General features: G+C 61.3%; 8 protein-coding genes, 1 tRNA gene and 1 pseudogene. 8 read left to right on the plus strand and 2 right to left on the minus strand.

Annotation, left to right across the window (positions count from 1 at the left end; all coding sequences use genetic code 11):
* The first annotated feature begins 10 nt into the window (after positions 1-10).
* On the plus strand, positions 11-922 hold the full coding sequence (locus tag B5F19_RS03145) for a DUF2812 domain-containing protein (RefSeq protein WP_162612503.1): 912 nt from the start codon (positions 11-13) through the stop codon (positions 920-922).
* 116 nt (positions 923-1,038) lie between these two features.
* Here B5F19_RS03145 and B5F19_RS03150 read toward each other — a convergent pair whose 3' ends face one another.
* Positions 1,039-3,069 carry a HAMP domain-containing sensor histidine kinase gene (locus B5F19_RS03150; protein ID WP_087287902.1) on the minus strand — a complete coding sequence of 677 codons (2,031 nt, stop codon included), beginning with the start codon at positions 3,067-3,069 and terminating at the stop codon, positions 1,039-1,041.
* Positions 3,070-3,765 carry a response regulator transcription factor gene (locus tag B5F19_RS03155; RefSeq protein ID WP_087287904.1) on the minus strand — a complete coding sequence of 232 codons (696 nt, stop codon included), beginning with the start codon at positions 3,763-3,765 and terminating at the stop codon, positions 3,070-3,072.
* Positions 3,766-4,048: 283 nt separating this feature from the next.
* Between B5F19_RS03155 and B5F19_RS03160 the strand changes: the two genes are divergently transcribed.
* The 7 genes and pseudogenes from B5F19_RS03160 to B5F19_RS17645 form a co-directional block, all read left to right on the plus strand.
* The gene (locus B5F19_RS03160) at positions 4,049-5,497 is read left to right on the plus strand and encodes a sigma 54-interacting transcriptional regulator (RefSeq protein ID WP_162612504.1); all 1,449 of its coding nucleotides are present in this window, start codon (positions 4,049-4,051) and stop codon (positions 5,495-5,497) included.
* Between the two features lie 273 nt (positions 5,498-5,770).
* Positions 5,771-7,387: an amidohydrolase gene (locus B5F19_RS03165; protein ID WP_087287908.1), complete on the plus strand. Its 1,617-nt coding sequence runs from the start codon at positions 5,771-5,773 to the stop codon at positions 7,385-7,387.
* A complete protein-coding gene (locus B5F19_RS03170; RefSeq protein ID WP_087287910.1) occupies positions 7,384-8,727 on the plus strand; it encodes a branched-chain amino acid transport system II carrier protein in 1,344 nt (447 codons plus the stop codon). The genes B5F19_RS03165 and B5F19_RS03170 overlap by 4 nt, the downstream gene beginning before the upstream one ends.
* A gap of 110 nt (positions 8,728-8,837) precedes the next feature.
* Entirely contained in the window at positions 8,838-10,058 is a 1,221-nt protein-coding gene (locus B5F19_RS03175) for a M20 family metallopeptidase (protein WP_242972679.1), read from the plus strand.
* 96 nt (positions 10,059-10,154) lie between these two features.
* Positions 10,155-11,546, plus strand: coding sequence for an AbgT family transporter (locus B5F19_RS03180; protein WP_242972680.1), 1,392 nt, complete (start codon positions 10,155-10,157; stop codon positions 11,544-11,546).
* Positions 11,547-11,772: 226 nt separating this feature from the next.
* Positions 11,773-11,848 (plus strand) — tRNA-Ala (locus B5F19_RS03185).
* Positions 11,849-12,011: 163 nt separating this feature from the next.
* Positions 12,012-12,191: pseudogene (locus B5F19_RS17645) on the plus strand (hypothetical protein); the annotation flags it as partial.

Genomic DNA, 12,191 nt, shown 5'->3' on the forward strand with positions numbered 1-12,191 from the left:
AGAGTTTTTTATGAAACGAAAATATGAGCTCAACCTCTACGCGCCCTTTCAGTATGAGGACATTCAGAGCCATCTGGAGGAGATGGCGGAGCGGGGGTGGGCGCTGGAGAAGGCCAGCCATCGTTTGTTTGTCTACCAGGCCGCAGAGCCCGGTCCGGTGCGCTACGCCCTGGCCTACCGGCCGGAGGTGGGCTGGATGGACCAGCTGCCCACCCAGGGGCAGGAGATCTACGCCGGCTACTGCCAGGACGCCGGCTGGGAGCTGGTGGACACCTGGGCCAGGTATCCCCAGATCCAGATCTACCGCAGCCGGATGAGATATCCGGTCCCCCTGGAGACCGACCTGACCACCCACTGGCAGGTGCTCACAACGTGGATGGATCGGCGGTATATAGAACCCCTGCGGAGCAATATAGCCATCGGAAGCCTGTTTGCCATGGTCACCGCCATGCTGCTGACTATCTTCCTCACCCAGGGGGAGTTTGAGCCGCCCATTTCGTTTCTGTGCATCGCCGCTGCAGTGCTCCTGGTTTTGTTGGTGCTCCACCAGCTGATCGTTCTGGTGGACGCCCAGCGGTGGCTGGAGGAGGCCCGCCGGGCCTCAGAGGAGGGCGCCCCCGGCCCAAGGGGGCGGATGTCCCTGCCCTGGAAGATCACATTGTGGCTGACGGCTGTGGCCGGTGTGGGAACTCTGGCCCTCTTTGTGGGGATCGCCGTGTCCGATCACGGCCCCTCGGCGGCGGTGCGCATCGCCGGGGCAGCGCTGGTGTTCTATGTCACCCTCTACGCCGCGTTCCGGTTCCGGGACCTGCTGCGGAAGCAGGGGGGTTCCCAAAACTGGAAGTGGGTTGTGTTCACTCTGGCGGCGGTGCTCCTGGCCCTTCTGGACGTGGGGCTGCGGGACTGGCTCACGGACTTTTGAGGGAGGCCCAGTAAGAAAAGCGGCGGGGGCAAGCCCCCGCCCTACATTTCTGTTACGCGGCAAAACCGGAGCGGGACCGATACAAACTCGATCCCGCTCCGGCATATTTTTTTCCGTCAGGAGGACTGGGGCAGGGTGACGATGGCCTTGAACAGGTCCCCATCCACCACCAGCTCGAAGGTGCCCCCTTGGAGCTCGGTGAGGCTCTTGGCGATGGACAGCCCCAGGCCGGAGCCCTCGGTGGTGCGGGACTCCTCGCCCCGGACAAAGCGCTCCATCAGCCGCTCGGGCGGCACGTTCAGGGGGTCCCGGGAGACGTTTTTCACCGACAGGCTCACGCTTCCCTTTCCCCGGAAGATCTCAATATACACCCGGGTGCCCTCCAGGGCGTACTTGGCGCAGTTGGACAGCAGGTTGTCGATGACCCGCCACAGGTGGCGGCCGTCGGCGTACACATAGCACTCCCCCTCGGGGACGGCGCGCACCACCGCCAGATGCTTGCCCTCCAGCTTCTCCTCGTACTCCCCCAGAGCCTGGTCCAGTAGCTGGACCATCCCGATCTTCTCCCGGTTCACCGACAGGGCCCCCGTGGAGGCCTTGCTGGCCTCTACCAGATCCTCGGTGAGCTTCTTGAGCCGCTGGGACTTCCGGTCCAGCACGTCGATGTACTGCCGGGCGGTGGGGTCGGTCTGCTCTGTGGTCTTCAGGAGGTTCACATAGTTGATGATGGAGGTGAGGGGGGTCTTCAGGTCGTGGGACACGTTGGTGATGAGCTCCGCCTTGAAGCGCTCGCTCTTCATCTGCTCATTCACCGCCTGAGTCAGACCGCCGGAGATGTTGTTCAGGGCCTCGGCGTGGCGCTTCAGATCCCCGGGCAGGCGCTCCGTCTCGATCTGGTGGTTCAGGTTGCCGGCGGCAATGACCTCCGTCCCCTTCCGCACCCGCCAGAAGCAGGCGCTCCACCAGCACAGAAACACCAGCACCGCCAGGTTGACCACCACTCCGGGCACCGGATACCAATCGTGGAGGGGCCACAGGTGGTCACAGGCAAAGATGGCGGCCAGATACAGGAAGAAACTCACCACCGCCTTCCAGGCCAGGGGCAGATCCCGGAAGAAGCCCACAAAGCGGCGCACCAGGAACATGACAACCCTGCACAGCAGAGTGGTCCGGGCCAGGGCCCGGGCCTTCATCCGGACCACCAGGGTCCGCAGGGCGGCCGCCATCAGAAGCACCCAGGCTCCCCCCGCCGCGGTACCCACGGCCAACAGAACTGCGGTCATGGTCTGGTCCGCCTCATCCACGGCCCAGACGGCCTCGGCTTGATACTGGGGGAACGCCAGAAACAGCAGCAGTGTTCCCACCGCCAAGGCGGCCAGCCACACCTCGCTGAATACCCGGTCCACAGGGGAGAGTACGATCCCCTCCTGCCCGGGCCGGTGGCCCGCCGCCCACAGAAGGAACAGCAGCAGAAGGGCCGCCGCCCCCAGAAACGCCAGGGCCAGCCCACCGTACAGGGGACCGTTGGCGGCATATCCGTCGCACAGGGTCAGCAGGCTGCGGAATTCATCCTGGACCGCCATCAGCTCCGGCTTGAGCACGCCGTAGCGCAGAATGGCGCTGCTTTGGCTGTCCTCCGACGGTGCCGGAGCGCCGGCGCTGTAAGAGGCTGTCGTGGAGGCGGTCCACGGCTCCGACTTGGCGGTAAAGTCCACCTGGCCGCTGTGGACCGTCAGCGCCCCGTAGTAGACGCCGGTGACCTGAGTCTCAAAGGACTGGCTCGAGTCCTGGAGGTTGGTGTCCAGCACCTGGGCGCCGTCGGCGCTGAGGATCTGATAGCGGAAATTGGTGCGCTCCGGCGACAGTGCCTCCCGGGTGGCCGCCAGCAGCGTCACCGTCTGCTCCCGCTCCACATAGTCCAGGCTTCCGCTGTCCAGATCAGCCTGGAGCTGCACATAGTCCTGCACCTGGTAGGCCCTCTGGTTCAAATTGGTGTCAAAGGCCCAGGTGGTGGTCCAGTCGCCGAATTGCGTATACCACAGGGCAAACAGAAACTGCTGTCCCAGCAGCAGGGCCGCGCACACCGCCGCCGCGAAGAGCGCCCAGGCGGCCGGCCGGAGGGTCCGATTGTCCCGCAGGCGTTTCAATCAGAGTCCCCCCTTGTCGATCTTGTACCCCAGGCCCCAGACCACCTTCAGATAGCGGGGGTCGGCGGGGTTGATCTCGATTTTCTCCCGCAGGTGGCGGATGTGGACAGCCACCGTGTTCTCCGAGCCGTAGGCCGGGTCGTTCCACACCTGCTCATAGATCTGGGCGGAGGAGAACACCTGGCCGGGGTGGGTCATGAGCAGGCGCAGGATGTTGTACTCGATGGGGGTGAGGGCCACCGGCTCCCCGTCCACCGTCACCTGCTTGGCCGAGTCGTCCAGGGAGATGGGGCCTACGGTGAGCAGGCCGGGGCTCTTGTCCGCCCCGCCCAGGGAGGTGTACCGCCGCAGCTGGCTCTTCACCCGGGCGATGACCTCCAGGGGGTTGAAGGGCTTGGTGATGTAGTCGTCCGCCCCGATGTTCAGTCCCAGGATCTTGTCCGAGTCCTCACTTTTGGCGGTGAGGAGGATGATGGGAATGTTGCTCCCCTCCCGCAGCTTGGCGGTGGCCCGGATGCCGTCCAGCTCGGGCATCATGATGTCCATGAGGATCAGGTGGACCTCGTTCTGTTCCACCGCCAGCAGGGCCTCCTTGCCGTTGTAGGCCCGCAGGGTCTTGTAGCCCTCGCTGGTGAGATAGATGTCCAGCGCGGAAACGATATCCTTGTCGTCGTCGCAGATCAGAATGGTGTGCATGTCTCTCCCAGTCCTTTCCTCAAATCCTTCTGATGTGTTACGTTTAGCATAACACAGACTGTTTAAGATGCAAGACGTAAAATCTTAAGAACCGATAAATTTTGCTTCTCCGCCGCGGCAGAGCCTCCCTGTTCCGTTCGGTGAAATCGGACAGAACCGCGCGGAAAAATTCATTGCCTTTTTGTTGGTTTTCCGGTAAACTAAAAGGTAGAAAATGGTCCTGCCGCGCTCCGGCCCGGCGGGAGGGGAACAGTGCTTTGGAGATCCGGGAGGAGGGGCACGCATGGAGGAATATCTGCAGCAGATTACCCGCCTGATGAACCTGAACGGCGAGGCCGTGGAGGGCATGATGGTGGTGAATAAGGACGGCATTGTGGAGTATTATAAGCCCGGAAATCCCTTTGGCAAGCTGCCGGAGGAGTTTGGGCGCAACGTGGTGGGGAACCACCTGCTCTCCGTCTATACGGAGCTGTCCGAGGAGAACAGCACCGTGATGAATACCCTGCGCACGGGACAGATCACGGTGGGGGAGAAGCAGGTCCTGACCCATGAGGACCTCCAGATCACCATGGTGACCACCACCTACCCTATTTTGAATCAGCAGGGGGAGATCCAGGGGGCGGTGGACATCGCCCAGATTCTGGACGTGCGCTCGCTGAAGGGGGCGGCACCTGCGTCGGCGGACCACTCGGTGCTGGACGACATTGTCACCCGGAACAAGGAGATGGCCAGGCTGAAGGCGGCCATCCGCACCATTGCGAAGAATGACTCGGCCACCCTCATTTATGGGGAGACCGGCACCGGCAAGGAGCTCTTTGCCGAGGCCCTCCACGCCCTCAGCGGCCGAAGAGACAAGCCCTTCCTTTCTCAGAACTGCGCCGCCATCCCGGAGAATCTGCTGGAGAGCATGTTCTTCGGCACCGAGCGGGGCGGGTTCACCGGGGCGGAGTCCAAAAAGGGCCTGTTCGAGCTGGCCGACGGGGGCACCCTGTTTCTGGACGAGATCAACTCCATGGACACCGCCATGCAGGCCAAGCTGCTCAAAGCCCTGGAGGAGCAGAAGGTGCGGCGCATCGGCGGCCGGGAGGACATCCGCTTCGACGTGCGCATCGTGTGCGCCTCCAACGAGGACCCGGAGGCCCTTGTGGAGCAGGGGCGGCTGCGCTCGGACTTCTACTACCGCATCGGAGTGGTGCGCCTGCGCCTGCCCCCGCTGCGGGAGCGGCCGGAGGATATCCTGCCCCTGACGGAGCACTACATCAAATTTTTTAACCAGACCATGCACAAGCAGATCCTGGGCCTGAGCCAGATGACCAAGGATTTGTTTCTCCGCTGGAGCTGGCCGGGCAACGTGCGGGAGCTGAAAAACACCATCGAAGGGGCCTTCAATCTGGAGAGCAGCTCCTACATCACCCTGGACTCCGTGCGCGGCCTGCTGGAGAAGCTGGAGCATCAGGAGTCGGCGGCGCTGGCCGAGCCCGCCCCGGAGCTCCCGAAGCCGCCGGAGGCGGAACCCCTCTCCTTTGCCCAGATCCGGGAACAGCTCCGCCGCGGACAGGTGGACCTGAAAAAATTACTGGCGGAGTATGAGGCCGGAATCATCCGGGAGGCCCTCCATCAGACCCGGCGCCTCAATGCCGCCGCCGAGAAGCTCTCCATGTCCCCCCAAAAACTGCAGTACCGGATGGAGAAGCTGGGACTAAAAGAAAATCAAAAAAATTTGATAAAGTAAAAAAATTTTGATCTCCGATTCAAAAATTTTGACCAAACACTTTTCCATATTTTTTGTAGTGAGAATGGAACAGTTTCCCATGTGGATTTCCAAAAAAATTTGTAGGGACGGACAAAGGGACCGGAATTCCCTTGACAGGCCCGCATTGGAAACATTACACTGTGAAATGTGCGAAGGCGCCGGTCCCTGATTTAGGGTCCTGGCGCCTTTTTCGATTTTTTTGGCATCGAATTTGCTGTAATGTACAATATGACAGAAAGGGGGCTGTGCTCTATGCACGCAAATCGGAAAACTGCCTATATCAACGGAAAGATCTTCACCTCTGACCGGGAGAATCTCCATGCGGAGGCGATGACGGTGGAGAATGGCCGCATCACCTGGGTGGGCGCCCAGGCCGACCTGCCCGCCGGTCCCTATGATGAGACGGTGGATCTCCAGGGCCGCCGGGTTCTCCCCGGGTTTGTGGACGCCCACGAGCACCCGGTGATGCTGGCGGACTTCAGCAAAAAGATTTCCAGCCTGCCGCCCAAGGTCAACTCCATCGAGGAGCTCAAGCAGGCCATCCGGGACGTGCGGGAGCAGCAGGGCCCCGGCAAGTGGATTGAGGGCTGGGGCTATGACGAGGGCAAGCTGGCAGAAAAGCGCTCCCCCACCCGCTACGATCTGGACGAGGGGTGCAGCGACTCCCCCGTGTCCATCATCCGCACCTGCGGCCACATCCGCTGTGTGAACAGCAAGGCCCTGGAGATGGCGGGCATCACCAAGGACACCCCCGACCCCCAGGGCGGCCAGATCGACCGGGATGAGAACGGCGAGCCCACCGGCGTCCTTCGGGAGTCCGCCCGCAACCTGGTCACCCCCCTGATCCCCGAGACTACCGAGGAGCAGAAGGTGGACCTGGTGGTGGATCTGGGCAAGCTGCTCGCCTCTCAGGGCATCACCGCCACCTGCGACATGGGCAATCTGGACCCCTCGGACAGCTATGATACATACATGGCGGCCGTCAAGAAGGGCTTCTGCCAGAAGGTCGGCGTCTACTACATGTGGGAGTTCTTTGCCGGCGACCCGAAGTTCCAGATCCCCGAGTCCCGCTTTGACCGCTCCCAGCAGATCTTCGCCGCCGGTCTGAAGCTCATCGGCGACGGCAGCGTCTCCGGCCGCACCGCCTGGATGAACGAGCCCTACCTGGACAGCGACGAGTGCGGCTTCCCCGTTTGCTCCGACGAGCTGATGGAGAGCGCCATCGCCTACTGCAAGGAGCACCACTGCCAGCTGTCCATGCACGCCATGGGCGGCCACGCCATCGACCGCATCGTGGACCGGGTCTACCCGGAGGAGAAGTGGACCGAGGGCGATGTGCCCCACCTGCGCATGGAGCACTGGACTGAGCCCTCTGAGTCCGCCATCCGCAAGAGCGCCGAGAAGGGGCTGGCGGTGGCCACTCAGCCCATCTTCCTCTACGCGGAGATCGAGAGCTACCTGACCAACCTGGGCGTGGAGCGCATGAAGAAGACCTACCCCATCCAGGACCTGCTGAAGGCGGGCGTGCCCTTCTGCTTCTCTACCGACGCCCCCGCCACCTCCTGGGCCGTGCCCTCCGATCCCTTCCCCTGCCTGAAGGGCGGCGTCACCCGCACCGCCTGGGACGGCACCGACTGCGGCCCTGACAATCGGGTGGACGTCGAGACCGCCATCCAGCTCTACACCCGGGAGGGCGCCCGCGTGGCCGGCATCCCGGAGATCGGTGAGCTGAAGGCCGGTTATCACGCCGATTTCATTACCCTCAGTGAGGACATCCTCTCCGTAGACCCCATGAAGATCGACCAGGTCTATGTCACCGCCACCTATGTGGACGGCGAAAAGGTTTATGAAAGTGAGGCCAAATCATGAAACAGAGCCGGACGAAAGATATTTTTGTACTGGGCTTTGCCATGTTCGCCATCTTCTTCGGCGCCGGCAACCTGATCTTTCCCCCGTCCATCGGCATTAACACCGGCGAGGATGTCATCTTCGGAATCGCCGGCATGACGCTCACCGGAATCCTGTTCCCCATGCTGGCCATGTACGCCGTGGTCAATATGGGCACAGATTTCCACGACCTGTCCTGCCACATCAACTCCTGGTGGCACCAGCTGTTCCGGGGCATCGGCCTGCTGATCGTCCTGTTCGGCACCATTCCCCGCTGCGGCGCGGTGGCGGCTGAGACCGGACTGCGGGGCATCGCCCCCGACCTGCCCGACTGGGCCAATGTGGTATTCCTGGTGGCCTTCTTCGCCCTGTCCTACTTCTTTGCCAGCAACCGCTCCAAGGTGGTGGACATGATCGGTACCTACGCCACCCCCATCCTGCTCATTGCTCTGCTGATTATCGTGGTGATGGTGTTTGCCATCCCCATCGGTTCCCCCACCGGCGGAACAGTGGACAATGCTTTTTCCTACTCTATGCTCACCGCCTATAATACCGGCGACATTCCCACCGGCCTGATCTGTGCCGGCGTGTTCCTGGGCAGCGTGAAGGAAAAGGGATACACCCAGTACAAGGACCAGAAGGCCATTCTGGTGCGCTCCATTCTGGTCTCCCTCACCATCCTGTTCGTCGTTTACGGCGGCCTGTGCTGGCTGGGCGCCTGCGGCACCCCCTACTTTGCCCCCGATATGGACCAGACTGCGCTCCTCAACGGCTTGGTGGAGATGCTGGCCGGGCGGGTAAGCCTGGTGGTTCTGGCCATCGCCGTGATCTTCGCCTGCTTCACCACCGCCTCCGGTATGATCGCCACGGTCTCCGACTGGATCATTGACTGGACGAAGGGCAAGATCCCCTATCGGATCGTCGCCTTTGTGGTCACGCTGATCATTTTCCTGGTGGCCGCCACCGGCGTGAGCAACGTGCTGGTAATTTCCGGCCCCCTGTTCACCCTGATCTTCCCCATGTCTGTGGTGATGACCGTTCTGGGCGTGTGCAAGAAGTTCGTGCCCAACGACGGCGCCTGGAAGGGCGCGGTCTACATGGCCACCCTGGTCAGTGTCTACGACGCCTTTGTCACCGCCCGCTCCAGCGGCCTTGTCTCCATCAACACCGACGCCCTGGACAGCCTGATTGCCATGATCCCCCTGAGCGAGTATGGCTTTGACTGGCTGATCCCCACCGTCATCGGCTTTATCGTGGGCGCCGTGATCTGGAAGGCTTTGGGCAAGGAGTCCAAGCCGGACGCCGCCCTTTCTTCTACCTAATCCCCATTTGCGCGGGCACCCCCGTCCGGCGTCTGCCGGGCGGGGGCGGTGCCGCACCTGCCGCATTTTCACAGCAAACCTTATGAAAGGGACGAAAGGAGAGAACAAACATGAAATCCCTGTACCAGGAGGCAAAGGCGATTCAAGACCAGATCGTGGCCGACCGCCGCTACCTCCACCAGATCCCGGAGGTGGGCATGGACTTGCCGGAGTCTGCCGCCTACATTGAGAAGCGGCTCTCCGAGATGGGCATTCCCTCCCACCGGTGCGGCGTGATGCCGGATGAAATCCGGAAAAAGTATGTGGCCATGGGCTTCCCAGACATGGCCGCCTCCACCGGCGTGGTGGCCACCATCGGCAGCGGGAGCCCCTGCATCCTGCTGCGGGCGGACTTTGACGCCCTGCCCATGGAGGAGATCAACGATCTGCCCTTCTGCTCCAAGCGCAAGGCCAGCCACATGTGCGGCCACGACACCCACGCCGCCATGCTGCTGGGGGCGGCCAAGCTGCTGAAAGACCATGAGTCTGAACTGAAGGGGACGGTCAAGCTCATGTTCCAGCCCGGCGAGGAGATGGGCTACGGCTCCAAGACCATGATCGACGACGGCCTGCTGGAGAACCCAAAGGTGGACGCCGCCTTCGCGCTGCACATCTTTTCCACCACTCCGGTGGGAGAGGTGACCTACTGCACCGGCGTCACAAGCTCCTCTCTGGACAGCTTCATCGTGAACATCCAGGGCAAGGGCGGACACAGCTCCACCCCGCAGCTCTCCATTGACCCCCTGATGATTGCCAACCAGATCTATACCGCGGCCAATATGCTCATGACCCGGGAGGTGGACCCCAAGGCCACCGCCACCCTGTCCGCCGGTGTGCTCCGGTCCGGCACGGCGGTCAATATTCTTCCGGATACCGCCACCCTCCAGATGGGCATGCGCACCTATGACAAGGAGGCCCGGGCCCATATCCTGGAGCGGCTGCCCCAGATCATCGACCACTATGTAAAAGCCTGGCGGGGCGATTACGAGCTGGTCACCTTCAACTGCCCCTGCACCTACACCGACGACACGGTCTCCCGCGAACTGCTCCCTGCCATCGCGGAAATCGTGGGAGAGGAAAATATCTCGAATACCGGACCCATGGCTGGTACAGAGGACTTCAGCTATGTGGCCGAGGCCGTTCCCAGCATGTTTATCTGCCTGGGCGCCGGCGGTCCCGACCAGTATCCCCACCACAATCCCCGCATGGTGCTGGATGAGAGCGTCTTCTTCCAGGGAGCCGCCATCCACGCCAACTGCGCCATGGAGTGGCTGAACCGGCACGGAAAATAATTCCTTGTCCGTAGAAATCCCATAGAAATGAATCAGGCACGATGCCAAATGAATCACACCGAAAGGAGTGCGCGGATGCCTGCCGCGCAGACAGCTATGGAAAAGAAAAAACGTTCCTTCGCAATGCCCCATGTTTTCGTGATCCTCACCATCATCATGCTGCTGGTGTGGGCCATCTCCTTCTTCGTGCCCAGCGGCAACTTCGAGCGGGTGCTGGACCCCAACTCCGGCCGTGAGATCGTCAACCCCGATGTGTTCAACTTCGTGGAGAAGGAATACATCATGCCGGACACCTTCTTCCAGACCTTCTACAACGGCATCGTGGGCGGCATCAGCATCATGGCCAACCTGCTCATCGTGTCCGGCGTGCTGGGCGTGCTGGAGTCCACCGGCGCCTTCTCCGCCGGCATCCACAAGCTGGTCCGGGCCACCAAGGGCAAGGAGCTGAGCCTGGTGGTCATCATGTACGTGCTGTTCACCGTGTTCGGCGTGCTGGGCTACGGCGAGGGCGCATATCCCTTCTATGGCCTGGCGGTCATGGTGATCATGTCGGCGGGCTATGACCGGATGACCGGCGCGGCCACCGTCATCCTGGGCTCCTGCGGCAGCTTTGCCTGCGGCATGCTGAATATGTTCACCACCGGCGTCTCCCAGCAGATCGTGGGCCTGCCCATGTTCTCCGGCATGTGGTACCGGGCCGTCGTGCTGGTGGTGTTCTTCACCATCGGCCTGGTCTTCCTGCTCCACTACGCCATCAAGACCCGCAAGGACCCCACCAAGAGCTACTGCTATGACGAGTACAAGGACCAGGACGCCAGCGGCGCTCTGGGCGAGGAGGTCCCCATGGACGGCCGGCGCATTCTGGCCCTGGTGGGCTTCCTGATCGTCACCATCATCCAGGGCTACGGCTGCGTGTCCCTGGGCTGGAGTTTCCCCAACATCACCGCCATGTACATCATCTTCATGATCGTCCTGGCCGTCATCTTCGGCATCTCCCCCAATGAGGTGTGTAACCGCTTCACCGCCGGCGCCGCCCGGGTGCTGGGCCCCGCCCTGGCCATCGGCTTCGCCAACGGCGTCATGGTCCTGCTCAACGAGGCCAACATCATGGATACCGCCGTGTACTACATGAGCAACGCCCTCCAGGGCAAGAGCCCCCTGATCACCCTGCTCATTATCTACGTGTTCGTCACCTGCCTGAACTTCTTCGTGGTCTCCGGCTCCGGCAAGGCGGTCATGATGATGCCCATCCTCAGCCCCCTGGGGCAGATTCTGGGCATCAACCAGCAGGTCATGGTGCTCACCTATCAGCTGGGCGACGGCCTGACCAACTACCTGTGGCCCGCCGGCGCCGCCGTGGCCTGCGCCCTGTGCGGCATCGACTTCGGCAAGTGGTTCCGCTTCGCCATCAAAGCCATCGGCACCATGATGGTGGCGGCCTATATCCTGATCATCGTTGCGAACGCCATCAACTACGGTCCCTTCTAAGCGGCGAAAAAATTTTTCAGGAATTTGAAAATTTCTCTTGACAATCGAGACATGCCCTGCTAAAATAAGCTTCGTTGTCCGCCAAGTGAACCGGCGGACGGCGAAGTTGGGGGTATAGCTCAGCTGGGAGCGCCAGCAAACGGAGGTAATCCCCCTCGATGTAGGGAAACAACAATTCAATCAAAAAGCCCGGAAACCCTTGAGATTCAATGGTTTCCGGTTATATGGGGGTATAGCTCAGCTGGGAGAGCGCTTGAATGGCATTCAAGAGGTCAGCGGTTCGATCCCGCTTATCTCCACCAAGAACAATGACTCACACAACCAAATGTGTGAGTCATTGTTCTATACCATGAAAAATAAATTGAGGACGAACACCTGATTCAATCCCCTATCATGAGGCCCGTGCAGTCATGCACGGGCCTTTTCCTTTTTCCATTTTTTATTTTATCATTTCGGAGGTGTACTATGGGAAACAAATTTTTTGCAGAACTGTCCCGGCGTCTAAACGCAGACGGAATTGAGTCATGTGGCATAGAGGACAAGCGGCTGGAGGTATTCCTCCACAGCCAGCCGGTTCTCTATGTGTCCCCGGCAAGCGACGTCTTCCTACTGCCAGCCGGTAGTCAAAACGAGGAGGCCAGTGAA

The sequence above is a fragment of the Pseudoflavonifractor sp. An184 genome (assembly GCF_002160305.1).
In the GTDB taxonomy this organism is placed as follows: Bacteria; Bacillota; Clostridia; order Oscillospirales; family Oscillospiraceae; genus Lawsonibacter; species Lawsonibacter pullicola.